21 protein-coding genes are annotated in these 25,073 nt (G+C 52.8%); 16 read left to right on the top strand and 5 right to left on the bottom strand.

Annotation, left to right across the window (positions count from 1 at the left end):
• Positions 1–38 precede the first annotated feature (38 nt).
• Entirely contained in the window at positions 39–1,301 is a 1,263-nt protein-coding gene (locus G549_RS0105235) for a sugar ABC transporter permease (RefSeq protein WP_027834144.1), read from the top strand.
• An 11-nt stretch (positions 1,302–1,312) separates the two neighbouring features.
• Entirely contained in the window at positions 1,313–2,086 is a 774-nt protein-coding gene (locus G549_RS0105230; RefSeq protein WP_027834143.1) for an ATP-binding cassette domain-containing protein, read from the top strand.
• Positions 2,087–2,174: 88 nt separating this feature from the next.
• On the opposite strand, the gene G549_RS19105 is transcribed toward G549_RS0105230, so the two are convergent.
• Positions 2,175–2,606, bottom strand: coding sequence for a TolB family protein (locus tag G549_RS19105; RefSeq protein ID WP_051213395.1), 432 nt, complete (start codon positions 2,604–2,606; stop codon positions 2,175–2,177).
• Between the two features lie 282 nt (positions 2,607–2,888).
• Here G549_RS19105 and G549_RS0105220 point away from each other — a divergent pair, with 282 nt between their 5' ends.
• From G549_RS0105220 to G549_RS0105150, 13 genes are all read left to right on the top strand, one after another.
• Positions 2,889–3,899, top strand: a complete 1,011-nt coding sequence (locus G549_RS0105220; protein WP_027834142.1) for a substrate-binding domain-containing protein — start codon at positions 2,889–2,891, stop codon at positions 3,897–3,899.
• 179 nt (positions 3,900–4,078) lie between these two features.
• The gene (locus G549_RS0105215; protein ID WP_036221013.1) at positions 4,079–5,587 is read left to right on the top strand and encodes a sugar ABC transporter ATP-binding protein; all 1,509 of its coding nucleotides are present in this window, start codon (positions 4,079–4,081) and stop codon (positions 5,585–5,587) included.
• On the top strand, positions 5,584–6,603 hold the full coding sequence (locus G549_RS0105210; protein ID WP_027834140.1) for an ABC transporter permease: 1,020 nt from the start codon (positions 5,584–5,586) through the stop codon (positions 6,601–6,603). Before G549_RS0105215 ends, G549_RS0105210 begins: the two co-directional genes overlap by 4 nt.
• 5 nt (positions 6,604–6,608) lie before the next feature.
• On the top strand, positions 6,609–7,637 hold the full coding sequence (locus G549_RS0105205) for an ABC transporter permease (RefSeq protein WP_027834139.1): 1,029 nt from the start codon (positions 6,609–6,611) through the stop codon (positions 7,635–7,637).
• Between the two features lie 144 nt (positions 7,638–7,781).
• Complete coding sequence (locus G549_RS0105200) at positions 7,782–8,696, top strand: sugar-binding transcriptional regulator (RefSeq protein ID WP_051213487.1); 915 nt, start codon at positions 7,782–7,784, stop codon at positions 8,694–8,696.
• Between the two features lie 12 nt (positions 8,697–8,708).
• Positions 8,709–9,692, top strand: a complete 984-nt coding sequence (locus G549_RS0105195) for an aldo/keto reductase (protein ID WP_027834137.1) — start codon at positions 8,709–8,711, stop codon at positions 9,690–9,692.
• Between the two features lie 63 nt (positions 9,693–9,755).
• Positions 9,756–11,522, top strand: a complete 1,767-nt coding sequence (locus G549_RS0105190; protein WP_027834136.1) for a glycerol-3-phosphate dehydrogenase/oxidase — start codon at positions 9,756–9,758, stop codon at positions 11,520–11,522.
• Complete coding sequence (locus tag G549_RS0105185) at positions 11,479–12,324, top strand: class I fructose-bisphosphate aldolase (RefSeq protein WP_027834135.1); 846 nt, start codon at positions 11,479–11,481, stop codon at positions 12,322–12,324. Before G549_RS0105190 ends, G549_RS0105185 begins: the two co-directional genes overlap by 44 nt.
• A complete protein-coding gene (locus G549_RS0105180) occupies positions 12,314–13,825 on the top strand; it encodes an FGGY-family carbohydrate kinase (protein WP_027834134.1) in 1,512 nt (503 codons plus the stop codon). The genes G549_RS0105185 and G549_RS0105180 overlap by 11 nt, the downstream gene beginning before the upstream one ends.
• Before the next feature lie 67 nt (positions 13,826–13,892).
• Positions 13,893–15,509 carry a GMC family oxidoreductase gene (locus G549_RS0105175; RefSeq protein ID WP_027834133.1) on the top strand — a complete coding sequence of 539 codons (1,617 nt, stop codon included), beginning with the start codon at positions 13,893–13,895 and terminating at the stop codon, positions 15,507–15,509.
• Positions 15,506–15,802 carry a putative quinol monooxygenase gene (locus G549_RS0105170; protein WP_027834132.1) on the top strand — a complete coding sequence of 99 codons (297 nt, stop codon included), beginning with the start codon at positions 15,506–15,508 and terminating at the stop codon, positions 15,800–15,802. The genes G549_RS0105175 and G549_RS0105170 overlap by 4 nt, the downstream gene beginning before the upstream one ends.
• 780 nt (positions 15,803–16,582) lie before the next feature.
• Positions 16,583–17,839, top strand: a complete 1,257-nt coding sequence (locus G549_RS0105155) for a GAF domain-containing sensor histidine kinase (protein WP_027834131.1) — start codon at positions 16,583–16,585, stop codon at positions 17,837–17,839.
• Entirely contained in the window at positions 17,836–18,564 is a 729-nt protein-coding gene (locus tag G549_RS0105150; RefSeq protein WP_027834130.1) for a response regulator transcription factor, read from the top strand. The genes G549_RS0105155 and G549_RS0105150 overlap by 4 nt, the downstream gene beginning before the upstream one ends.
• Positions 18,565–18,598: 34 nt before the next feature.
• Here G549_RS0105150 and G549_RS0105145 read toward each other — a convergent pair whose 3' ends face one another.
• The 4 genes from G549_RS0105145 to G549_RS19100 all read right to left on the bottom strand — a co-directional run bounded on the left by G549_RS0105145 (position 18,599) and on the right by G549_RS19100 (position 23,140).
• On the bottom strand, positions 18,599–19,912 hold the full coding sequence (locus G549_RS0105145) for a TRAP transporter large permease (RefSeq protein ID WP_210162397.1): 1,314 nt from the start codon (positions 19,910–19,912) through the stop codon (positions 18,599–18,601).
• Between the two features lies 1 nt (position 19,913).
• Positions 19,914–20,483: a TRAP transporter small permease subunit gene (locus G549_RS0105140; RefSeq protein WP_027834128.1), complete on the bottom strand. Its 570-nt coding sequence runs from the start codon at positions 20,481–20,483 to the stop codon at positions 19,914–19,916.
• Positions 20,484–20,556: 73 nt separating this feature from the next.
• On the bottom strand, positions 20,557–21,576 hold the full coding sequence (locus tag G549_RS0105135; protein WP_051213393.1) for a TRAP transporter substrate-binding protein: 1,020 nt from the start codon (positions 21,574–21,576) through the stop codon (positions 20,557–20,559).
• A 454-nt stretch (positions 21,577–22,030) separates the two neighbouring features.
• A complete protein-coding gene (locus G549_RS19100; RefSeq protein ID WP_210162396.1) occupies positions 22,031–23,140 on the bottom strand; it encodes a LacI family DNA-binding transcriptional regulator in 1,110 nt (369 codons plus the stop codon).
• Between the two features lie 128 nt (positions 23,141–23,268).
• On the opposite strand from G549_RS19100, the gene G549_RS0105125 reads away from it, so the two are divergent.
• Complete coding sequence (locus G549_RS0105125; protein ID WP_027834126.1) at positions 23,269–25,071, top strand: IlvD/Edd family dehydratase; 1,803 nt, start codon at positions 23,269–23,271, stop codon at positions 25,069–25,071.
• Positions 25,072–25,073: the final 2 nt, after the last annotated feature.

Genomic DNA, 25,073 nt, shown 5'->3' with positions numbered 1-25,073 from the left:
GCCAAGCGGCCCGTTTGTGTGTAGAGGCAGACTTCACAATGACAGAAACGCTCAAAAAGTTCGTGGCCGGACTAGAGCTGGACACAAGAATGCTGGGCATGATCGGTGCCCTGGTCATCCTTTGGCTTTCCTTCAATATGTTCACCGATGGCCGCTTCATCACCCCCAGGAACATCTTTAACCTTTCCGTACAAACTGCATCCGTCGCCGTGATGGCAACGGGCATGGTGTTTGTGATCGTGACCCGGCACATCGATCTTTCGGTCGGCTCGCTTTTGGGCTTGATTGGCATGCTCATGGGCACGTTGCAGGTGCATATTTTGCCCCAATTTCTTGGGCTCGAGCATCCTTTGATCTGGGTGATCACCATTGTCGCCGGCGTTGCAGTCGGGGTGATTGTGGGTGCCGCTCAGGGCTGGGTGATCGGCTATCTGGCTGTCCCTTCCTTTATTGTCACCCTGGGCGGTTTGCTGATGTATCGCGGGGCCGCATGGTGGGTAACCACTGGCCAAACCGTAGCACCGCTGGATTCAAATTTTCGTCTATTGGGCGGCGGCGCTGAAGGCACGCTGGGCGAAGGTTTAAGTTGGCTCGTGGGCATTATTGCCACCATAGCAGCAGTCGTCATGATGGTGCTCAGCAGACGTCAGAAAAACAGCCATGGCTTTAAATTGAAGCCGCTTTGGGCGGAATTCACGCTCGGGGGCATCGTGATCGCGCTTATTCTGGGATTCGTCACGGTGATGAATTCATATCCACTGCCCAAGGGAGCAGTGCGGCGGATTTATGAAGCCCGCGGCGAAGAGATTCCGCAGTTTGCAGTGATGCATGGCATCGCCATTCCTGTGGTGATTGTATTTGTGATCGCCATCATCATGACCATTATTGCCCGGCGCACCCGTTTTGGCCGATATGTGTTTGCCACCGGTGGCAACCCTGAAGCGGCAGAGCTTTCCGGAATCAACACCAAATTATTGACGGTCAAGGTTTTTGCGCTGATGGGTGCGCTCACCGCCATCGCAGCGGTCATTGCCTCGGCGCGCTTGGGCTCGGTCGGCAATGATTTGGGCACCCTGGATGAGTTGCGCGTAATCGCCGCTGCGGTAATCGGCGGCACCGCTTTGGCTGGGGGCATCGGCACCATTTATGGCGCGTTGCTCGGGGCCCTGATTATGCAAAGCCTGCAATCGGGCATGGCCATGGTCGGCGTGGACGCACCATTGCAATCCATCGTTGTCGGCTTCGTTTTGGTGTTGGCGGTCTATCTCGACATCGCCTATCGCCGTCGCGCGGGTCAGTAAGGAGACATAAGATGACACATGCAAATGCAGCCCATCCCCTTGTTGAAATGCGCGATATTCACGTGTCGTTTGGTGGCATCAAGGCGGTCGATCATGTCAGTATTGACGTCTATCCCGGCGAGGTTGTGGGCCTATTGGGCCATAATGGCGCGGGCAAATCGACGCTGATTAAAGTGTTGTCGGGCGCCTATAAACGCGATGCGGGCGAAATTTTTATCAATGGCGAAAAAGTGGAGATTCATAATCCACGCGACGCCCGCGCCCACAATATTGAAACCATCTATCAAACGCTGGCCCTGGCCGACAATTTGGACGCTGCGTCCAACCTTTTTCTGGGTCGTGAAATCACCAATCCTTTGGGCTTTGTCAATGACGACGCCATGGAAGCGGAAACCCGCAAGATTATGGGGAAACTGAACCCGAACTTCAAAAAGTTCGCCGACCCCGTATCTGCGCTTTCAGGCGGGCAGCGGCAATCGGTTGCCATTGCCCGGGCAGTCTATTTTGATGCCCGCATTCTGATCATGGATGAACCCACAGCTGCGCTTGGCCCCCATGAAACACAAATGGTGGCCGACCTGATCAAGCAGTTGAAAAAGGCAGGGATCGGCATTTTCCTGATCAGCCACGACATTCATGACGTGCTGGATTTATGCGACCGCGCGTCTGTGATGAAAAATGGCAAGCTGGTCGGCACCGTCAATGTCGACGACGTTACCGATGATGATTTGTTGAGCATGATTATTCTGGGCAAAAAACCTGGTGAAGAGACGATCACGTCTTAACCCTCAACTTGCCCGTCCGGCCTCGTGGTTCGGGCGGGATTTTTTGTGCGGATTCTTTATATGGCGCACCCCAGCATATGCAGGTCGGTCAGGCGCTGTAACTCACATATGCAAAACGCGCGCTGTCTGGCGCCCAGCACGGCACATTGATCGTGCCTTGTCCGCCATAGAGCGTGGTCAATGTGCGGCTTTTTCCGCCCTCAGCCGGCATTAAACGCAGTTCCACATCTTTGCCGAAGGGATGCCCTTTTGTACCGGCGGGATAAGCGTGGTAGAGAATGTGGCGCCCATCAGGTGCGGGATGTGGGAACCAGTTCACGCTGTCCTCATCGGTCATTTGTTGCAGGTCACGGCCATCGGGGCGCATACGCCAGAGCTGTACGCTGCCATCCTTTTCGCCATTGAACCAAATCCAGGCGCCGTCGGGCGACCAGCCGTGCCAATAGGACGGTGTTTTCTCTGTGACACGTACTGGCGTGCCCCCTTCTATTAGTAGCGGATAAATGGCGCTATCGCCCACTTCCGTCGCGGAAGGGAATTAACGTCGAGTAGTTGGCAGGGCAGTGCAGGCGCTTCCGCAGCTTAATTGGCGCTCAATGCTATAAATGGTAACAAAATTTTAGGATGATTACGCGGCGAGATGGCTCGAAAAATAAATTAAAACAATGACTTAAAAATTTTTCCCAAAAAAGAAGAAATTACTATTGAAATTTTTTACGCAAGCTGAAATATATTACATGGCTGTTGTGAGCGGAGGAGCATATGTTCGTGACAGCAAGCTTACATTGAGGGAGGAAAATCAATGAAACGGAAATTTATCGGGATGCTGATGGCGGCATCTGTGTTTTCAGCGGCTGCGGTTGGCGCGTCCGTTGCAGACGAAAAACGGATCGCATTCTTTGTGTCCGATCTGTCAAATGTATTTCACCAAGCGCAAGCTGCTGAAGCGCAGCGTTACGGCAAAGAGGAATATGGCGCTGAGGTTGTTATTTTTGACGGCCAGGCCGATTCCGCAGTGATGACGCAAAATGTTGACCAAGTGGTTGCTGGCGGTTTTGATGGCGCGACATTGCACATTTGGGACGCTGAAGCGGCCGCACCGGGTGTGCGTGAGGCCTTGGAAGAGGGTGTGGCGATGACATCTTTCTTCAGCCCGTTGGGCGACACAGGCATTCCTGTTGCGCGAAGCGATGAAGCCACCGTGTCTTTTGCGATGGGCGCTGAAATGGCAACAGCATGGAAAACTGCGCATCCGGACGTGCCGATTGTGATGGTGCAGTTGGGCTGGCCCAACCACACAGAGGTAAACTCTGGGCGGACAAAGCCATTTGTTGAAGGCGTGCTTTCAGTAGCGCCTGATGCGGAAAACCTTGGCGCGCTTGATGCGAGCGGCGGGCAGGAAGCAGCCAAGCAGATCGTCGTCGATTTGTTGACACAACGTCCTGAGGTCAACCTCATCTATTCTGAGGCCTCAAACCTGACTGTTGGTACGATGGCCGGCCTGTCTCAACTCGGCCGCGGCAAATTTGAGAATGGCGAGCCTTTGACCGAAATCGTGGCGAGCGTTGATTTTGACTCTGTTGAGTTTGATCAAGTCTATGATCCGAATTCCAGCCTGAAGGTTTCTATGGGGCTCCCACCAATCGAAACAGCTCGTGGGCGTGTTGATCTGGTGATGGATGTGATCAATGGCAAAGTAGACATGACATCCGATCCAGCTCAAGAGTTCTTCTATAAGGCGTACACAATTTCATTCTGGACTATGCCAGAAGAGACTGCTGAAGCCTGGCTGACCTCGCAATTTGGCGGCTAAAACAGTTTAACTCCGGCGGCCCCAACCAAATTGATCGGCCATGCGCCGACCAACCGTCGGAGTTAATTATACCTGTGGGAGGCACTAAGACCTGTGACGCAAAAAGTGTGGGAAGGTCAGATAGTCCTCAAGTTTAAACGGCGGAATATACGCAAGATTAGTCAAAGAAAGTCGATCTGATGACACAGCAACAATCATCTGCGCTTTCTGTTGAGGGCCTTACCAAGGATTATCCGGGTGTGCGGGCTGTCGACAATGTGAGTTTTACAATCAAACAAGGTGCGATCCATTGTCTGGTTGGTGAAAATGGTGCGGGCAAGTCCACACTTGTGAAAATGCTCACAGGTGTATTGCAGCCCACAAGTGGTAGCATCACAGTGGCCGGACGTCGCCATTGTCCTAGGAATCCGCAAGAAGCACGGGATGGCGGGATTGCCACACTTTTTCAAGAGCTTCACGTGGTCGATGAGCTGACGGTGAAAGAAAATCTGACTCTGGGCATGGAAGCGAGCCGGTTTGGGTTTTTGGTGAACTCCAAAACCGATGAGGTTGCCATCGAGACCTTGGCCACGATTGAGCCGTCCATTGATCCGGAGGCACGTGTCGCGAGCTTGAGTGTAGCACAAAAACAGATTTTGGAGATTTCGCGCGCAGCTTCATCCGGTGCCAGCGTGATCATTATGGACGAGCCAACCGCTGCGCTGTCAGAGCGCGAAGTGGAGCGACTATTTGCGGTGATCCGCCGTCTGCGCGATGCAAATGTGACAGTTGTCTACATCTCTCACAAGCTGGATGAAATCTTTGAGCTGGGAGATGACGTCACAGTGTTTAGAGACGGCAAGCATATTGTGACCAAGCCGCTCGACGAGGTGGACGGGCGCCAACAGCTGATTGAGTTGATGATTGGCCGCACCGTTTTTCAGCAATATGAACCCAGAGATATAGCCGATGCCGAACCAATTTTGCAGGTGGAGCATCTGAAAACCTCGTTGCTCAAAGATGTTTCATTTCACGTCAATAAGGGCGAAGTGGTGGGCTTTTATGGCCTCGTGGGTGCGGGCAAAACAGAGATCGCGCGGGCGATTTATGGCGCGGACAAGTTTTCTGGCTCGGTCAGGTTCAATGGCAAAGAAATCGGTCCCACGCCGCACGATGCGATTGCTGCGGGCATCGCTTTGGTGCCGGAGGAGCGCCGAACACAGGGGCTTTTCACAAATCTGACCATTCGAGAGAATGTGCCTGTGATGAATTTGGAGAAAATCTCCACAACAGGGATGTTATCTCCATCACGTGAGCGTCAGGCTGCGGAGCATTTTGTTGCCCAACTGGGCATTGCCACCAGCAGCATTGAGAAGCACACGGAAAAACTCTCCGGCGGCAACCAGCAAAAGGTGGTTTTGGCGAAATGCCTATTTGCCGAAGCTGATCTGTTGTTGCTGGATGAGCCGACCCGCGGCGTTGATGTGGGGGCCAAAACCGAGATTTATGACGTCATCAAGGCACTCGCCAATGAGGGCAAGTCGATTTGCGTGTTTTCTACTGAGCTTGAAGAGATTTTGGGCATCTGTGACCGCATCATCCTGCTGTATGAAGGCATGTTGGAGGAAGAGCTGCTCAATGGGGAAGATGTTGATATCGCCCACATTTTGAATGTGGTAACGGGCGGCGCGGAGCATAAAGGTCAATGAGTGTGCAACTAAAAGCAAAAATGGCCAAAGGGCTTAAGATGAGTGATGAGGCTTTTATCACCCTGTTGGTGGTGTCTGCTGCAGTCTTTATTTTTCTGTTTGCCTCGCTGCTGGTGCCGAACTTTTTTCAATTTCAAAACGTTGTGAATTTGGTCACCAACAACTGGGCCGTGATTTCGCTGGGTGTTGGTGTGACGTTTCTGCTTGTTAGCGGCAACTTTGATTTGTCGGTGGGTGGCATTGTCGCTCTATCCGGTGTGTTGGCCGTGTGGTTTGCCCAAGCGCCCGGCGGCGCCAATGCACTGGCCAGCGGGTTTGGCATGCCGACGTGGATGGCGATGTTATTTGCGCTGTTTGGTGCTTTGGCAATTGGCGGATTGAACGCGCTGTTTGTTGTGCGATTTAAAATCCCGTCCATCATTGTGACGCTGGGCACCATGTTGGTGGCGCGCGGCATTGCACAAGTGATCACACACGGGTCACAACGCAACACGAATTTGCCGGATAATTTTGGCTTTTTGGGCAACATCTATTTGTTTGGCACTTCCATCAAGCTGCCCGTGGTTTTGATGCTGGTCCTGGTCTGTGTGGCTGTTGTGATCGAAAAACGCACCATTTTTGGTCGGTTGACCTTCTGGATTGGTGCAAACCCGGTTGCAGCGCGGCTGTCGGGGATAAAAAATGCAAGACATCAAACTCACCTCTATCTGTTCAGCGCGGCGATTGCGGGGATGGTGGGCATCTTGCTGGCCTCTGAATTCAAGTCGGGCTTCTCCAGCCGCGGCATGCTGATGGAATTTGACGCGCTGGTTATTGCGTTGTTGGGCGGTGTCGCTATCGCAGGGGGCTTCGGGTCGGTCGTAGGCATGTTCTTTGGAGCATTGATCCTGGCCACCGTGACCTCTGCCGCGACTGGATTGGTGTTGTCACCCGACTGGCAATACATCCTCAAAGCAATCGCGGTGTTCCTTGCAATCGTGGCTCAGACGTGGGCACTGACCCTGAAAAACCGGTGAAAACAATGTCTTATTCAATTTCTAAAACCCGTCATACACCGTTTAGTGCACGCCTTGGGCAGTTTTTGCGGGATTATTATATCTACCTGGTGTTGATCCTTGTGGTGGTGTTGCTAAGCGTTGCCAATCTCGATCGGTTCGATCTGTTTGAACGCGGCAATTTTTTAAACCCGAAAAATATTGTCAATATTCTGCGTGTTTCCGCGCCCATTCTGACCTTAGCTGGGGCTTTTACCCTGCTCATGGTGTCGGGCCATATCGACCTTTCGGTGGGGAGCGCGATGAGTCTGGCGGCCGTGGTCTATGCGTCGCTTGCGATCAATGGCGTGCCCTTCCTTATGGCGTTTGGGCTGACCGTAGTTGTTGGCGTTCTGTTGGGGGCGATCAATGGCCTCTTGGTGGTGAAGCTCAAAATCACGCCGGTGATCGCCACCTTGATTACCTTGAGCCTTTATAAGGGCGTGGCTCTGCTTATGGTGCAGGATGGTGTTTCGGCCATTAAATCCGGCGGCGGGCTGAAGATGCCAGGCTGGTTCAATGATTATGGTCGCTCCGGCGTTTTGCTCAATCTGCCTATGGCGTTCTGGGTAGCCGTTTTGGTCACGATTGCTTTGATTGTCGTGCAGAATAAAACCTTGTTGGGTAAGCATGCCGCAGCGGTGGGGGGTAACCCCACAGCCGCAAGGCTCTCCGGGGTGAGCTCAAACAAGATTGTCATTTTGCTCTACGTGGTTGTTGGGGTCAGCGCCGCATTGGCGGGTATTGCACGCTCAAGCTTTATGTCTTTGGGCGACCCGCTTTCCGGTGACGGCATGGAATTGACGGCCATTTTGGTGGTGCTGCTTGGTGGTACGGCATTTAGTGGCGGTGAAGGGCGCGTGCTCCGATCGTTTATCGGTGCATTGATTATCATGGCGCTGACCGTCGGCATGCTGACGCTGGTCCCTGCCTATTATCAGACCTTGGTGGTGGGAACTGTGCTATTGATAGCCGCCGCTTCGAACCACCTTGTTAGTCGCAAAGGATCCAAATGATGTGTTTTCTCAAAAAAAGCGCACGGGAAATTGGCCATCGATTGTCGATATCTGGCTATATAGTCCAACTCATTCGGTGCGGGGGCTAACGTGAAGAACAAAGAAGATTTTGGTGTTATTCGGCAGATTCACACTGTTTTGGTGATGCATTTTGTTGAAGGGCAGAAACAGGCCGATATTGCGACCAAGCTCAATATGTCCACCGCCAAGGTGAACCGGCTGATCAAGCAGGGTCGCGAATTGGGGATGTTGCACATCACTGTCACCAGCCCATTTGAGCGCCTGGCCGAGCTTGAAAATCGGCTGACCGCGCATTGGCCACTCAATAGCGCATTGGTGACGCCAACCTTGTCGACCAATATGGAAACGGTGTTGCAACAGGTTGGCACGGCTGCGGGTAATCTTTTGACGGAGAATATACGTGATGGTGATGTGATCGCCATCACAGGCGGAAAGGGCGTAAGCGCTTTGGTGGAAAACCTGACCGTCGACCGCAAATTTGATGTGACGATCGTGCCACTGACCGGCTGTGTGCAGGGCAAGCATTATACGGATGTGAACCATGTGGCGACCATGCTGGCCGATCGGCTCGGCGGCAAGGCCATGCTGATCCATGCACCGCTATTTGCTGAATCCAAGCAGGAGCGCGATATGTTGTTCTCCTTGCGGCAGATTGGCGAAGTGTTTGATATGGCGCGCAATGCAGACATTGCGTTTACCGGGGTTGGCTCCATTCTGACGCCAAGCTCCAGCTATTATGATTTGCACCCCATTCCCGTGGCAGAACGCCAGAACCTGATTGATCAGGGGGCTGTGGGCGAGTTTGTCGCGCATCTGATTGATGAAAACGGCACGCCTTGTGATGTTGAACTGAACCAACGCTTGTTGGCGCTGACCCCCAGTGAAGTCTCCAAAATTCCCAAGACCATCGGCATTGCCGCCGGTCAGGACAAGGTGCAGCCCGTTGTGTGTGTTTTGAATGGCCGACATTTGTCGTCGCTGGTGGTTGATGAAGCCACCGCGAGCGCCGCTTTGAAATTAAAGTCGAAAGCCGAGTAGGAGGAAAGCGAAATGCTAACGCGAGAAATTGGAAAATCAGGAATAAAGGCCTCCGCAATCGGCTTGGGCACATGGGCCATTGGTGGCTGGATGTGGGGCGGCACGGACGAACAGGCGTCGACCGAGGCGATCCGTGTCTCCATTGATGAAGGTGTTTCCCTGATCGATACAGCCCCGGCTTATGGCTTGGGGCGTTCCGAGGAAATTGTTGGCGAGGCGATTGCCGGGCGTCGTGACGAAGTGGTGTTGGCCACGAAGTGCGGCCTTGTCTGGCACACCACAAAAGGCAATCACTTTTTCGATCAGGATGGTCAGCCGGTCCACCGTTATTTGGGCAAAGACAGCATTGTTCATGAAGTGGAACAAAGCCTGCGTCGGCTGAAAACTGACTATATCGACCTTTACATCACCCATTGGCAGGACCCGACGACGCCCATTGATGAGACGATGGAAGCGATGGAGCTTTTGAAACAGCAAGGCAAAATCCGCGCGGTTGGTGCGTCCAACACCTCCGTTGAAGAGGTGAAGGCTTATTTGGCGGCTGGGCTACTTGATTGCCTGCAGGAAGAGTACAGCATGGTGCATCGCGATATTGAAGACAGTTTGTTGCCGCTGAGCCGCGCCAACAATGTGGCGATGCTGAGCTATTCCTCGCTCGCGCTGGGGTTGCTTTCGGGCAAGATTGATGCAGATCGCAAGTTTGAGGGCGATGATCAACGCAAGGACAATCCACGGTTCTCTGCTGAAAACCGCCAAAAGGTCATGCGCTTTATGGATGAAATTGCGCCGGTTTGTGATGCCCACAATGCGTCCAAGGCACAAATTGTTATTGCTTGGACGTTGCAGCAGCCCGGCATCACCTTCTCGCTTTGTGGGGCGCGCAATCCGCGCCAGGCAAAGGAGAATGCCGCCGCTGGCAAGATTGAGCTGAAACCAAACGATTTACAACAGATTGATGCCGCGGTCAGCGCGCATCTTGCCAATCTGGACGGATAGTTAAACGGACCATTCAAGTTTGAAAGGACGCCGACAATCACCTTGTCGGTGCACGGGTAGCCTATGCCTGAACGCAGGTCAGATAAATTTGCCAGAATAACCGCTAATGAGGCCTTCGACGTGATTGTCGTGGGTGGCGGGATCAACGGCATTGGTACCTTCCGCGAACTTTCGTTGCAGGGATTGCGCGTCCTTTTGGTTGAAAAGAACGATTATTGTTCAGGGTGCAGCGCTGCTCCATCACGCATGATTCATGGCGGGCTGCGTTATCTTGAAAATGGCGAATTTGAGCTTGTGAAAGAGTCGCTGCGTGAGCGGGATGCCTTGTTGCAAAATGCACCGCATATGGTGCGGCCCTTGCGGACTGTGGTGCCCCTTCGTACAACTTTCTCTGGTCTGTTGAACGGCGCTGCCAATTTTTTCCGCCTGCCGTCAAAGCCAACCGAGCGGGGGGCATTGACGGTGAAAATAGGATTGATGCTGTATGATTGGGTCACGCGTAAACGCCGTCGCTTGCCAAAACATGAGCTAAAGATGTTTGGCGGTTCTCTCGCCCAATGGCCCGATCTGCACCCCGATACGAAATATACCGCCACTTATTACGACGCCTGGATTAGCCATCCTGAGCGGTTAGGGCTTGAGCTGCTTGCGGATACAGTTGATGTGAACCCAGATGCCATTGCCCTGAATTACAGTTCCATCGGCATTAATGCTGATGGCGCGCTGGAACTGCGTGATGAACAAAGTGGGGCATCACAGATCGTCACAGCCAAAGCTGTGGTCAACGCAACAGGCGCATGGGTGGACCAGACAGCGGCTGCGCTTTCCAAAGCTGATGCGCCGCCGAAGCGGTTGGTTGAGGGGACCAAAGGGTCCCATCTGATTATTGATCATCCCGAACTGGAAAAGGCGCTTCAGGGCAGCATGGTTTACTATGAGAACTATGATGGCCGGATTTGTATCTTGTTTCCCTATGCCGGGCATGTGCTGGTTGGATCCACAGATATACGTGTTTCGTCGCCAGGCCGTGTGCGCTGCGAGCCGGAAGAAAAAGAATATATTCTTCAATCGCTTTCCCATGTCTTTCCGAACATAAAAATCGAGCCGGAACAGATAGTATTCAGCTATAGCGGCATTCGTCCTCTGCCCACGAGCGACCAGAGTTTTACCGGCCGCATTTCTCGCGGTCATTTTATCGAAAAGCTCGAGGGAGACATCACCCAGTTTTGCATGGTGGGCGGAAAATGGACCACTTTTCGGGCTTTTGCAGAGCAGGTGACGGATGCAGTGCTGGACGAGCTTGGGGTGCCGCGCAAGAAAGATAGTCTCAATATGGCGATCGGCGGTGGGCGCAGCTACCCAGAAGATGTGGCGGCATGGGTGGATGAATTTTGCGCCAAACACACACTCACCACATCACGTGCGCAGCATTTGCTGGATCATTATGGCACGAGCGCTGAAGATGTTTTGGAGGCGGCGCGCACGTTCCATCGTGACCAGCCGGTGACCGCGGACTGCGCCTATACCAACGGCGAAATCGTCCATCTCGCCATGGCCGAGCAGGTTGAGCATCTCAGCGATATTATTTTTCGGCGTACTTCACTGGCCATTAGCGGCGCGGTGTCCTTCGAAATGGTGACTAAAATTGCCGATCTGCTCGCGGCTGTTTTCAGTTGGAGTGACGCGCGCCGGCAGCGCGAAATAGCCAATGTTGTCAATGAATTGGAAAAGTTTCACGGGGTGTCGCTCGCGGCCCTCAAAGAACGATCAGTTAAAGGAGAAAAGAATGCGTATCAGCACAAAAGCACGCATGAACCGCATGTTCACTAATGGTGGCTGTCTGGATGTTGCGATCGATCATGGGGTTTGCAATGAGCCCAGTTTTTTGAAGGGGCTTGAGAACATGGAGGCGGTCGTCGACTCGCTTGTGCAAGCAGGGCCTGACGCTGTTCAAATGACCTATGGGCAGGCAGATTTGTTGCAAAACCGGCCGGAAAAAGACAAGCCCGCGCTGGTCATGCGGATCGATATGGGCAATCCTTATAATGATCAACGCCACCGCTATATGTGGTCTCATCTGCAAAATGCCGATGAGCCGATCATCGGCGCGTTGGAAATGGATGCGGCCTGTGTGGTGGTGAACCTATTCATGCTGCCTGATGAGCCTGAATTGTTTAGCCAGTGCGTTCAAAATATCAGCAAGGTGCGGGCTGCGTGCCACAAATATGGCATGCCGCTCATGATTGAGCCTTTGGTGATGCTCCCCAATGATGTGCGCGGCGGCTATCAAGTGGATGGCGACGCGGAAAAGATCGTCACATTGACGCGACTAGCGATGGAAATGGGCGCTGATATTATCAAGGCTGACCCAACCGATGACCCTGAAGATTTTCATCGGGTTGTGGAAGCGGCGCGTTGTCCTGTGCTGGTGCGCGGTGGCGGCAAAGAAGATTTGAAGACCGTTCTGAAAAAGACATCGGCCCTGTTGCAGCAAGGGGCAAAAGGTGCCGTTTATGGTCGAAACATTTACCAGCATGACAATCCAAGGCAGGTTGTTAAAGCGCTTATGGCGATGATCCATGATGGCGTGAGTGGTGAAGAGGCATGGGAGATTTATCAAAGTGCGCAATAAACCTGGATATCTACTCGGTTTAGATGCAGGCAACACGGTCATCAAGGCAATCTTGTTTGACCTGGATGGTAACCCAATTGCCAAGGCCGCCCGTGATGGGCGGTCATCCTGCCCGGCACCTGGCTATGTGGAAAGAGATTTGGCGGAGCTGTGGGCAAATGCCAAGCAGGTGATCGGCCAATGTCTTGAAAAAGCGCAGGTGGACCCTTCTGAGATTTTGGGGGTAGGTTGTGCTGGGCATGGCAATGGCCTTTATCTGCTGGACCAAGACAAGGCGCCATTGACCGGGATTCAGTCGCTTGATACCCGCGCTGCTTCTCTGGCAGAGCAGCTTGGGAATGAAAATGGTCAACCGTTGCACGCCCTTTGCCTGCAAAAACCCTGGCCGTCGCAATCTGCCACTTTGCTGGCCTGGATAAAGAATAACCGGCCCGAGCTTTACGCTGAGACCGGGACAGTCTTTTTCTGCAAAGACTTTATCACCTATCAGCTCACCGGGGCGCTGGTGAGTGATGTTTCGGATATGAGTGGCGCCGGTTTTCTGCGCATGCCCGATTGCCAATATGATGATGAGTTGCTGACGCTATATGGCCTGCAAGATGCGCGTCACATGCTGCCCAAACTAATCCAACCCGATGAGATCGCAGGGTTTGTGACGGAAGAAGCTGCGGAATTGACTGGGCTGAAGGCGGGTACGCCTGTTGTGGGCGGCCTGTTTGACGTGGTCGCTAGTGCTTTGGGATCTGGGGCCGTCAAACCAAATCAGGCATCGATCATTGCGGGCACCTGGAGCATCAATCAGGTTCTATCCAAAACGCCTGTGGTGGATGAAGGTATTTTCATGGTGAGTGGCTTCGGCCCGGCGCGCTTCATGAATATCGAGGCCAGCGCAACGTCAGCAGCCAATCTTGAATGGTATGTGCGCGAGTTTGTTGAGCGCGGTGGGCATCATGATGACCCGTTTGGCTATTGCAATGCGATCATTGAGAAAGTCACGCCTAAGGCGGACGACCCCATATTCCACCCGTTTCTTTACGGGTCTGGGCAGGGGGCGCATATGCGCGCCGGCTTTTATGGTTTGGCAGGGTGGCACAGCGAAGGCCACATGCTGCGTGCCCTTTTTGAAGGCGTGGTTTTTGAACATAGACGGCATGTTGAAGGCCTGGTTGCAGGCGGCGTGGAATTTGGCGATGCCATCCTTTCCGGTGGGGGATCACGCAGTCCTGTTTGGCCGCAAATGTTTGCGGATTGTTTGGGGGCAAACATGTCCGTCGCCGCGTGTGAGGAGACTGGGGCGCTTGGCGCTGCTATCGCCGCAGGCCAAGGCGCCGGTGTGTTTGAAAGTCTGGATGAAGGCGTGTCGAAGATGACCAGAGAAAAGGCCAGATTTTCGCCCAACCCCGATCTGCTGACACATTATGATGAGCGATATGAAATGTTTGTCCAACTCAAAACCGCCATGGATGATTTTTGGACGATGCAAGCGAAAAGGCAAAGCTGAGCACCGCCAAGATCGGTGAACCCGCATGTGTGCGGCGGCAGTTTGGTTTGAGGATATTGAGATAACCATGACGACAGAGAAAGCCTTAAGCGGCGATTGGGATTATATCATCATTGGCGGCGGAACAGCTGGATGTGTGCTGGCCAACCGGCTGAGTGAGAACCCGCAAAATAAAGTCCTGTTGCTGGAAGCGGGCGGGAATGACAATTATCACTGGGTTCATATTCCCGTTGGTTATCTTTACTGCATTGGTAACCCACGCACGGACTGGATGATGAAAACCAGCCCTGATGCGGGGTTGAATGGTCGATCGCTTGTTTATCCCCGCGGCAAGGTGCTGGGGGGATGTACGTCGGTCAATGGCATGATCTATATGCGGGGCCAGGCGCGTGATTATGATGTGTGGCAGCAAATGGGGAATCCGGGTTGGTCGTGGGATAATGTGCTGCCCTATTTCACAAAGTCTGAGGATCATCATAAGGGGGCGTCGCCGACCCATGGTGCGCACGGCGAATGGAAAGTGTCTACTCAGCGATTGAAATGGCCAATTCTTGAAGCGTTTCAGGAGGCGGCGACAGAGTTTGGCTATATGCCGACAGATGATTTCAATGACGGCAATAATGAAGGTTCCGGCTTTTTTGAGGTCAATCAGAAAAACGGGGTGCGATGGAACGCCACCAAAGCCTTTTTACGACCGGCGATGAAACGGCCAAATCTGAAAGTGGTCACCCATGCGTTGGTGGATCGTATTTTACTGGACGGACAGCGTGCTGTGGGCGTGGCCTATCACCATAAAGGCAAGGTGGTAGATGCGCGGGCCAATGCCGAAGTTGTGCTGAGCGCCGGTGCGATCAATTCACCAAAAATCTTGGAGTTTTCGGGTATCGGTCGGCCGGATATTCTGAGCAATCACGGGATTGAAGTTTGCCATGCCCTGCAGGGTGTGGGGGAGAATTTGCAGGATCATTTGCAAATTCGTACCGTTTACAAAGTGCATAACACCAAGACATTGAATGAGACCGCGAATAGCTGGATCGGCAAAATCGGCATCGCGGCAAAATATGCGCTTAATCGAAGCGGGCCAATGTCGATGGCACCAAGCCAGTTTGGCCTGTTTACCAAAAGCGATCCGGCGCAGGAAACACCAGACCTTGAATATCATGTTCAGCCGCTTTCCACCGACCGTTTGGGTGATCCGCTTCATCCGTTTCCCGCGATCACCGTGTCCGTTTGCAACCTGCGCCCGGACAGTGTGGGCAGCACACATATCACCTCGCGCGACCTTGCGGCGCAGCCAGAGATTAAGCTGAACTATTTGAGCGCACCATCGGATCAGGAGGTGGCGGTGAAGTCTTTGCGGCAGGCCCGTGAGATTATGACGGCCAAGCGGTTGCAGCCCTATCGGCCGGAAGAGATTTTACCCGGTCCAGATAAAAACTCAGACGAAGAATTGCTGATCGAAGCGGGCAATATTGCCACCACAATTTTCCACCCGGTGGGGACCTGCAAGATGGGTAGCGATACCAATAGCGTTGTTGATCCAAGGCTGAGGGTTCATGGGTTGGCCGGCCTGCGCGTTGTGGACGCATCCATCATGCCCAAAATCGTTTCCGGCAATACAGCTTCGCCCGTCATAATGATCGCAGAGAAGGCCGCAGACATGATCAAAGAAGACGCGAGATGATGGGTCAAGAATTGATTATTGTTGCCCGGCTTAATGTGGCGGATAAGTTTGTGGCTGAACTTGGCGGGGCCATACAAGATTTGGCAAGTGCATCACGACTTGAACAAGGCTGTATAGCTTATGAGGTTTATCGTGCGAATGATAAGACAGACGGTTTTCTTATCTATGAAGTTTGGGGAAGTGATGAAGAATGGTGCGAGCATCGGTCCTCTCCGCACATGAAAAAGTTTAAGACTGTTATTCAAAAGTGGGAGGTGACCGTAATCGTGGAGAAGCTTCTCGCTATCGATTAACTATTAAGGTATTGCCGTCAGTATGTCAGAATGCGGTGCAAATTGCATAAAAAATACGAGGAGAGTTTCAACTTACTGGACAAGAAGCTCTCTAACCAAAAATCAGAGGCTGCTCTCAACCGCATTATTGCCCTAATCATATCCGCCCAAACCGGTAAACGGGAGGTCCACTTTGAGGAAATCAAATGAGGTGACCCCAACGTCCGCTTCTTGGGATTGTTGGGCCATTGGCAAGGCCCAGGTGCCGGTTGACAGCTTCGAGCCCTTTGCTGCACCTTTTCACACTCGAAGGTAACTAATTGGCAATTGTTTCCGGCAACACCGCATCACCGGTCATCACGATCGCGGAAAAAGCGTCAGACATGATCCGGGAGGACGCGATATAAACGATCCGACTTTGATTGTGATGGTGCGTGAGAGCGTGGGCACAGCACACCATGGCGAGTTCACGACTGCCGTGGATAAGATTGTCGTTTGCTCACACCAAGAGGTTGGGTGTGCATAACTCCGCATTTGATAGGCAGATTGCTGTAATTGCGAAAGAGATGTTTTTTGGTTCATCGTACCCCTTGTGGAGCGAAGATGAAACAGGCGTGGGAAATACCACGACAATGCCGTGGCGGAAAGCTTCTTCAAAAGGTCTGGGTAGGCAAACTGCCGACTTGAAAGAAGTTGTAGCAGATACAAACTGATTTGCGAGTTCTTGCAACTGTGATGCGATAATTATTCGTGGCAAATTGTTCGTCAGGCGTTAGATTTTAGGCAATCAAGGATTCGCTTATGGTTGGGGATAGTACGGACCCGGAACAATTGTTGCGCCACTTTCTAGGCATTTCAAGGCTGCTGGCTGGCCAGCTCGACTATTTGCCTGCCATCAGGGCGGTCGCGGCCGAGGTCCAGCAAATTTTGCCTCACGACCATTTGGATGTGTGCATCATTTTGATCAATGGTAAGTACCATACCGCGTATGAGACGGGTCTTTCGACTGACTGGGGCTTGATCGACGGCGCCCCAATCTCGAAGGGTCCCTTGCGCAAAATCCTGATCGGGCAGGCCGACTACATAATGAGTGACGATGCCGGTGTCGATCCCGTATATCATTTCAAGGGATCACTCGACGGCCCGATCTTTAAGCACTCATTGAAAAGCCGCCTCAGCGTTGCGATGAAAGTCAATGGCGGGGTTATTGGGGCATTCAGTTGCTCGTCTAAACGCGAGGCGGTGTACAATGAACACGACCTTAGTGTGGGTCAGGCCGTCGCTGACCTTCTGGCGCCATATTTCTACGCCCTGCGTGCCGCACAGCAGGCCAAACGCTCTGCGATAATAGAGGCAGACGCCAAGGCGCGGGAGGAAGGGCTGCGGTTGGGTGCCCGGACGCTAACTGAACAGCTCGAGCGTGAACGGCAAAATATTGGCATGGATTTACACGATCAAACACTGGCCGATCTGACCAGGATCTCGCGGCAAGTTGAGCGTATTGCGGACTCGCGCAACGTTTCGCAAGAGGAGGTCGCCATTGTGGGAAAGCGACTTCAAGAATCTATGAAAGATCTTCGCCTTATCATCGAACAGGCGACACCTTCTGTTTTGCAACTTTTTGGGTTATCGCAAGCAATTGAGGATTATCTTGAACGGGCAACCAGACACATTGAGGGCGGGCTAAAAACCCGGTTTTCCGACACGAGCGGGTCAGCCCTCGAACATTTGAACGAGTCTGTTGTACTTGCGCTATTCCGGATTACGCAGGAAGCAATAAACAACGCGGTTCACCATGCGGGATGTCAGGTGATCCAATTGTCGATAAGGGTGGATGGAGATTTTATTACCGTGCACCTTGAAGATGACGGCAGGGGACTTCCCTCAAGCGTGAGAAGTCAAGGCAGAGGATTGGACAATATGGCGACACGTGCACAATTGATCGGCGCACAATTGAGTATATCACAGGCTCAATCTGGGACCGGCACTTCTGTCGTCATCAGTCTAGAAATGCCGAAATCGCACGTCGACACAAACACCGAAAGGCGTCTTTCATGAAGGTTTTGATCGTTGAGGATGACCCTCTTCACCGTAGTTTTTTGAAAGACATTGTCATCAGCGCCCTGCCAGAATGTGAGACTGTCATCGAGGCAGAAGATGGTTTGCAGGGAGAGGCGCTCCATCGTGAGCATCGGCCGGAAAACGTGGTCATGGATCTTCAGATGCACCACCGTAACGGCATTGAGGCCGCCCGCACGATTTGGCAGGAAAGACCGCAGACGAACATCCTATTTTGGTCCAACTATTCCGATGAGGCCTATGTGCGCGGCGTTGGACGGATCGTTCCGCCAGGCGCTGCATACGGCTATGTGTTGAAATCGGCCTCGGAGGAGCGCCTTAAAGTTGCGCTAAAAGGTGTTTTTATAGAGAACCAATGCGTGGTCGATCGGGAAGTACATGGCCTGCAACACCGTGGTGCCACGAGTGGAAATGGTCTCTCCGATTCCGAGTATGAAGTCTTGATGGACGTGGCGCTCGGCCTTACCGACCGAGCAATTGCCAAACGGCGCAACCTGTCGCCACGAACTGTACAAAACCGCCTCCAGCAAATTTTTGATAAGCTCGATGTTTGCGGTGAACAAAGGTCGGGTAGCGAGCACGCTGTTCATTTCAACACCCGTGCCCGCGTTGGAGTCGTCGCCCTGCGCATGAAGCTCATCAACCACAACGCCCTTGAGTTGGCAGAAGCCGAACTGCAACGCTGGCTGAAGGAAGATCAATAATCTGAATTGATCATGATCTTCCCGCTCACTCCGATTAGACCATCCAGGTAGCAATGCCCGGGAAGAACAACAGGATCATCAGCACAAACAATTGCAGCGCGATAAACGGTAATAGCGACACATAAATATGCTTGAGCGATATCTCACGCGGCGCCACGCTTTTGAGATAAAACGCCGCCGGCCCGAAGGGCGGTGTGAGATAACTCACCTGCATGTTCACCGCGAACAGAATGCCGAACCAGATTGGATCGTATCCCAGTTGGATGATGATTGGCACGAAAATCGGCAGGGTCAAAAGCGCGATGCCGATCCAATCGAGGAACATACCCAGCACCAGAAGGATCAGCATCATTACCATAATGATCACCACCGGCGGCGCGTCGATCCCCAAAATGGCTGCCGACACAAACCGGTTGCCGCCCATCAGGTTGTAAACACCCACCAGCACCGCCGCCGCGATACCGATCCAGATGATCATGCCACAGGTTTCCAGCGTGTGAACAAGACTGCTCTGCAGCATTTTGACACTGAACTCACGCCTAATGATCGAAAAGACCAGAACCGACGACACGCCCAGCGCCGCTGCTTCCGTGACCGACGCGACACCCCCATAGATGGACCCGAGTACCACCAGCACGATAAAGAGGGGCGCGATGAGCGATTTGAAGGCACTCGTCAGCGATTCCTTTGCCATCTCTTCCTTGGACATGGGCGGCCCGAGCTTGGGATCGCGTAAGCACATGATAAGCACATAAGCGACATAACAGGCTAAAAGCAGGAAGGCCGGCGTTATGGCCGCCACAAAAAGGTCAGCGATGGACACACTCGCCACAAGCCCATAAATGATGAGAACGATCGAGGGCGGCATCATTGTGCCCAGGGACCCGCCAGCGCAGACCACGCCAATCGACAGGTTCCGATCATAGCCCAGCCGCAACATCTGCGGTAGCGCCAATATGCCCAACAATACGATCTCGCCGCCGATGACGCCTGACATGGCCGCCATCAGAATTGACACAATCAGGGTCTGGACAGCCACCCCGCCGGGCAACCGGCCTGCCAGCACTCGCATGCCGTTAAACAGATCTTTGGCGATCCCCGATCGGTCCAGAAGTGCGGCCATAAGAATAAACATTGGAATGGCCACCAGCGAATACTCGGTGATAAATCCGAAAATACGCGAGGTGACCAACGGCAAAGCGTTGCCGCCAAACCAGCCGAAGGTGAAGACCAGCGCCACAAGCCCGGTCACCCAAGCAAGCGGCATGCCGGTCAGCAGCAAGATAAAGATACTGCCCACCAAGATATAGGTGCCCAGCTCCACCCCTAGTCCGCTCATAACACCCATCTCAGCGCTCCCCGCTTGGTTTGGTCGGTTGGCGGCGAACCGCCTCGATCAGGTGCAGTGTGCTTTGAATGAACATCACGCTCACCGCAATCAGAATAACAATTTTCAGCAATGCCGGGGTTGGCGGATTCCAAGATGTCCCTGTTCCCTCGAAGTGTATCTTGCCGGTGGGCGTATGCGTCGCCTTCCACGCCATCGTCCAAGCAGCAAAGCCCAGACCCGCAAAAAATGTCATTGCGACGATTGAATTGGCGATGTCGAGCCAGCGTCGTTTCGAGTCGGATACGGCGTCATAAATCATGCGCACGCGGATATGCTTATCCCGGGCGAGGGCAATCGGCCCGCCGACAAGAAAAATCGCAGCAATCAAGAAGGTGGTCGTCTCGTGCGCCCAAAAGGTAGGGCTGTCGAAAACGTACCGGGCAATGACCTCGTAAACGCTAATAGCGAAGGCCACAAAGATGGCCCACGCGAAAATTTTTGCGGACGCGGCGATTCCATGGTCTGTTTTGGTGCGTACATCCGGTTCGCCGCCGTCGCGATGCGCCTCAATCTCATTGAGTTCAGTCATATCCCCTCCCGATTACAAATTTGCGCCCGACTGAGAAATCAGCCGGGCGAAAAAGTTCTTATTTCGTACGCATTTACAGCAGGTTGCGACCTTCGAGATAGGCGACTACAGCGTCGTAGTAGCGCTGTGTCATATCGTTGCGCCCAGCCCAATTCTGCCATTCTTCCTGCGCGATCCGACGGAACTTCGCCCGCTCGTCAGCTGCCCAGTTGATGATCTCGATATCTGGATTGGCTTTGGCCTCAGCCACAGCCTCGGCGTCCAGCTGACGCACGGAATAGACGTGATCAAAGATGAACTGCTCCACCGATGCGTTTAGGATCGCCTTGAGATCATCAGGAAGATCATCCCAGATCGATTTGGTCATTGAAATGTCGATCAATGGTAGCGAGTGGAAGCCTGGATATAGTGGGTAGTTGGCAATATCGTTCATGCCTTGAGCCTGGTTGGTGGCAAATACCGTGTAGTCGGCAGCGTCCACGACCCCCTTATCCAATGCGGTAAACACTTCCGAACCTGGCAGAGATACAGGTGAGGCGCCGGCTTTGGAAAAGATTTCGTAGACCATGCCTTCAGGTGCCCGTAGCTTGACGCCTTCAAGGTCGTCGACGGTGCGGATTGGCACTGATGAGACGAAGGCTTCAGGTTCGGTTGCCGCCGCGCCGATGAAGTGCACGCCATATGGCTCGACTAATTCGGCATAAAGCTCATGCCCGCCACCGGACTGCATGAAACCCAAAAGCTCAAACGGATCGCTCCAAGCGCCGACCAAATTGCCCATCATGGCAAAAGCGGGGTCCTTACCTGCGAAATAGCTTGGATCGGTTAGATGGCCTTGCAAAATCCCGGAGCCCACTGCTTCCAGCGTATCAGTATGCGGCACAACCGCACCAATGGGCAAAATTTCGATCTCAATGCGACCGCCCGAAAGCTCATTCACATGGTCGGCCCATTTTTTCTTGTTGATAAAACCAGGCTCCCCTGCAGTTTCGGACGTCTGGAACGTCCAATTGTATTCCTGTGCCAGCGCGCCGGGCACTACACTTGTGGTCGTCAAAATTGCCATCGCGGCAATCAAATGTTTGAAAGTCATTTGTCTCTCTCCCTCCGATCAATGATCGCTAGTTTGCACAAAAAGTGCATTGCCGTAGGCTGGAGACCAGTTTAAAAACAGGTCCCAACGCCTACCTCTCCACATGCACATTGAGACCGAAGGGGAAGCGACTTTGCTAGCGCGATTCTAGCACAGCATTTTCGAGTATTCGCCATGCACATGCGTACATTGGCAAAACAGTGCAAGAGTGATCGTCACTCTGTTGCGGTTGGAGCCATCTAGTAGACAAGCAAACAGTCTGCATCGCCACTTATTAAGAGAAGACGAATGCCCATTCTATGGAGCTTTGCCGCTGCAATAATGCCAAAAACGGATTGAATATTCTATATCAGGGATATTTTAACTGGTAGCAATCAACAGTCGTCGAATTGGTGGCTCAACTTATATATGCTACATACCCTGCAAACACTGGGCTAGGTGTAAACTGTATCGACTAGTCATACTCAGTTGGTGCGTTTGAAACTGAGTTGCCAAGCTCTATCCGCGGCTCCAACACGATCCGTTCTGACACTTCGCTTTTCTCACCTGTGCATCTTTTCAGCAGGATTTTCGCCGCCTCAGTGCCGATACCAGTAAGGTCAGTGACCGAGGTGGCAAGCCGCCCCGGAAAGCTATTTGAAATGTCCATGCCGTTAAATCCGACCAGCGTGAGGCGGCTCGGCACATCGATACCGCGCTCAATGCAGTAGAACAACGCGCCTGCGGCAATGTCATCGTTTGTGAAGTAAATGCACTCCATATCGGGACAGTCCTGAAGCGCCTCTTGCATAAGTTTTCGACCAAGGGAAACTGAGGACACGGCTGCTTCATTCACCTCGCAACAAAAATCTAGATTAGCTTCCTTTAGCGCCCGTCGAAAGCCAACCCTCCTTTTTGCAGCGCGCCGATCATTGTTGACGATACAGCCGATAAACCCAATTCGCCGCTTTCCGATTTTAAGCAGTGCCTGGGCCATATCGTACCCGGCCTTTTCGTGCGAAAAACCAACGACTGAATCAATCACTTCACCATCGGTGTCCATGATCTGGACAAGCGGAATGTTCGCGCGTTCAAGAATGAGCCTGGTGCTGGCAGGCAAGCCGGTGCCGGTGACAATCATACCTGCGGGGCGCCACGAAAGGATGTTTTTGATCACTTCATATTCTCTGTCTTCATCCCATTCGGTCACACCAAAAACGGGCTGAAAAATGGTATTGCCGAGCGCCTCGGTAATGCCGTTCATGACATGAGAAAACACGACGTTTGTCAGATTGGGCAGCACCACACCAATCAGATTCGAGTTTGTTTTGGTGAGAGACGCGGCGAGGTGATTGCCAACATAGCCAATCTCTTTTGCAGCATTATTTACTTTTAAAACAGTGGCTTGAGATACATCCTGCGCACCGCGCAGTGCTCGCGATGCCGTCATTTTGCTCACGCCTGCTGCTGCGGCCACATCCCTTAAAGTTACTTCTTTTTTCAAAGCTTCTACCTTTGCAAACCACGGCCAAACTCGCTGTTCCGAACTTCTTTGTAAAGGAAAATCACGAAAGTCAATATCCACAATCTCGATAAAAGGCGGTTGACCATTTCGGAAAAACTGAATAGGTGTTGACGAGCACCGGTATCGATACCGGTATCGATACCTGAATAAATTTGTGTTGGAATTTGATTGAAAGCGTGAGTTCAGAAGTGTCAGACAAAAAAATAGATTCAAGCCAGCTGCGTTCAAGACAATGGTTCGACAATCCGGACGATCCGGAGATGACAGCGCTCTATTTGGAAAAATACATCAATTACGGTTTGACGTGGGAAGAGCTCCGCTCTGAAAAGCCCATTATCGGCATTGCACAAACCGGCAGCGATTTGAGCCCCTGCAACAGACATCATTTGGAACTCACCAAGCGGGTGCGCGACGGTATTATCAGCGCGGGTGGGACGCCAATGGAAATTCCTGTCCATCCGATTCAGGAGACAGGCAAGCGGCCGACGGCGATGCTGGATAGAAATCTGAGCTATCTTGGTTTAGTGGAAGCGCTTCACGGTTATCCGATTGATGCGGTGGTGCTCAATATCGGCTGTGACAAGACCACACCCGCCTTGTTGATGGCCGCTGCAACGGTCGACATTCCTGCAATCGCGTTGTCAGTTGGTCCCATGCTCAATGGGTGGCTTGATGGTGAACGGGTTGGCTCCGGCACTATTATTTGGGACGCGCGCAAAAAGCTGGCGGCGGGTGAAATCGACGAACAACAGTTCTTGGATATGGCTGCTGCGTCTGTGCCTTCAGTTGGCTATTGCAACACGATGGGCACCGCCAGCACCATGAATTCGCTTGCCGAAATCCTTGGGATGCAATTGCCAGGTTCGGCAGCGATTCCCGCGCCGTGTCGTGAACGCGGCCAGATATCTTACCAAACTGGACAACGGATTGTGGAGATGGTTTGGGAAGACATGAAGCCTTCGGACATCATGACCCGCTCTGCCTTTAACAACGCGATTGCGATGTGTTCAGCTTTGGGCGGCTCGACTAATGCCCCCATCCACCTGAATGCCATTGCCCGCCATGTTGGCCATGAAATCACAAACGATGATTGGCAGAACATTGGCTATGACGTTCCCTTGCTGGTCAACCTTCAGCCAGCAGGCACATATCTTTCTGAAGACTTTTTTAGAGCAGGCGGTGTGCCAGCGGTGGCGAGCACGATGTTGGCGGCCAATCTGGTGCCTAATCCTGATGCCATCACCTGCAATGGGAAAACGTTTAGAGAAAACTATGCAAACGCCAAGAGCCAGAATAAGGACGTTATCCGCGACGTTTCCAACCCGCTCAAAGCAAAGGCAGGTTTCCTAAATCTCAAAGGCAATCTTTTCGACAGCGCGATCATGAAAACCAGCGTGATCTCTTATGAATTTAGAGAGACCTATTTCAACAACCCGGACGAGCCAGGTGTGTTTGAGGGTACCGCGCTTGTTTTCGATGGCCCGGAAGATTTTCACGCGCGTATTGATGACCCGAGTCTCAACGCCTCCGCAGCCAGCATCCTTGTGATGCGCGGAACCGGGCCATTGGGATATCCGGGCGGCGCCGAAGTGGTGAATATGCGTCCGCCATCTTACCTGCTCAAAAAAGGCGTGACCGCGCTTCCGTGCATTGGGGACGGACGACAGTCCGGAACTTCAGGCTCCCCCTCCATTTTGAATGCGGCGCCGGAAGCGGCGGCAGGCGGCGGCCTAGGCATTTTGCGAACTGGTGACCCGATCAGGATCGACCTCAATAATCGCACAGTGAATGTCTTGCTCGATGAAAAAGAAATAGAAAGTCGCTACGCCGCATTGCTCGAAAATGGCGGGTTTTCAGTGCCCGACAGTCAAACACCCTGGCAAAAAATCTTTCGGGAAAATGTCACCCAATTTGACGATGGAATGATCCTTAAAAAGGCGGACAAGTTTAGGGCCGTTGGGCGCAATTCCCTCCCGCGCAACAACCACTGATG

This window comes from Maritalea myrionectae DSM 19524 (genome assembly GCF_000423365.1).
GTDB classification, from domain to species: domain Bacteria; phylum Pseudomonadota; class Alphaproteobacteria; order Rhizobiales; family Devosiaceae; genus Maritalea; species Maritalea myrionectae.
Note: the sequence above shows the minus strand (reverse complement) of the source record. Positions and strands in the feature narration are given on the sequence as shown.

Bases quoted from the DNA above. Each gene is read 5' to 3' on its own strand.
- G549_RS0105235 (WP_027834144.1), top strand. From the start codon at position 39: ATGACAGAAACGCTCAAAAAGTTCGTGGCCGGACTAGAGCTGGACACA.
- G549_RS0105230 (WP_027834143.1), top strand. From the start codon at position 1,313: ATGACACATGCAAATGCAGCCCATCCCCTTGTTGAAATGCGCGATATT.
- G549_RS0105220 (WP_027834142.1), top strand. From the start codon at position 2,889: ATGAAACGGAAATTTATCGGGATGCTGATGGCGGCATCTGTGTTTTCA.
- G549_RS0105215 (WP_036221013.1), top strand. From the start codon at position 4,079: ATGACACAGCAACAATCATCTGCGCTTTCTGTTGAGGGCCTTACCAAG.
- G549_RS0105210 (WP_027834140.1), top strand. From the start codon at position 5,584: ATGAGTGTGCAACTAAAAGCAAAAATGGCCAAAGGGCTTAAGATGAGT.
- G549_RS0105205 (WP_027834139.1), top strand. From the start codon at position 6,609: ATGTCTTATTCAATTTCTAAAACCCGTCATACACCGTTTAGTGCACGC.
- G549_RS0105200 (WP_051213487.1), top strand. From the start codon at position 7,782: ATGCATTTTGTTGAAGGGCAGAAACAGGCCGATATTGCGACCAAGCTC.
- G549_RS0105195 (WP_027834137.1), top strand. From the start codon at position 8,709: ATGCTAACGCGAGAAATTGGAAAATCAGGAATAAAGGCCTCCGCAATC.
- G549_RS0105190 (WP_027834136.1), top strand. From the start codon at position 9,756: ATGCCTGAACGCAGGTCAGATAAATTTGCCAGAATAACCGCTAATGAG.
- G549_RS0105185 (WP_027834135.1), top strand. From the start codon at position 11,479: ATGCGTATCAGCACAAAAGCACGCATGAACCGCATGTTCACTAATGGT.
- G549_RS0105175 (WP_027834133.1), top strand. From the start codon at position 13,893: ATGACGACAGAGAAAGCCTTAAGCGGCGATTGGGATTATATCATCATT.
- G549_RS0105170 (WP_027834132.1), top strand. From the start codon at position 15,506: ATGATGGGTCAAGAATTGATTATTGTTGCCCGGCTTAATGTGGCGGAT.
- G549_RS0105155 (WP_027834131.1), top strand. From the start codon at position 16,583: ATGGTTGGGGATAGTACGGACCCGGAACAATTGTTGCGCCACTTTCTA.
- G549_RS0105150 (WP_027834130.1), top strand. From the start codon at position 17,836: ATGAAGGTTTTGATCGTTGAGGATGACCCTCTTCACCGTAGTTTTTTG.
- G549_RS0105145 (WP_210162397.1), bottom strand. From the start codon at position 19,912: ATGGGTGTTATGAGCGGACTAGGGGTGGAGCTGGGCACCTATATCTTG.
- G549_RS0105140 (WP_027834128.1), bottom strand. From the start codon at position 20,483: ATGACTGAACTCAATGAGATTGAGGCGCATCGCGACGGCGGCGAACCG.
- G549_RS0105135 (WP_051213393.1), bottom strand. From the start codon at position 21,576: ATGACTTTCAAACATTTGATTGCCGCGATGGCAATTTTGACGACCACA.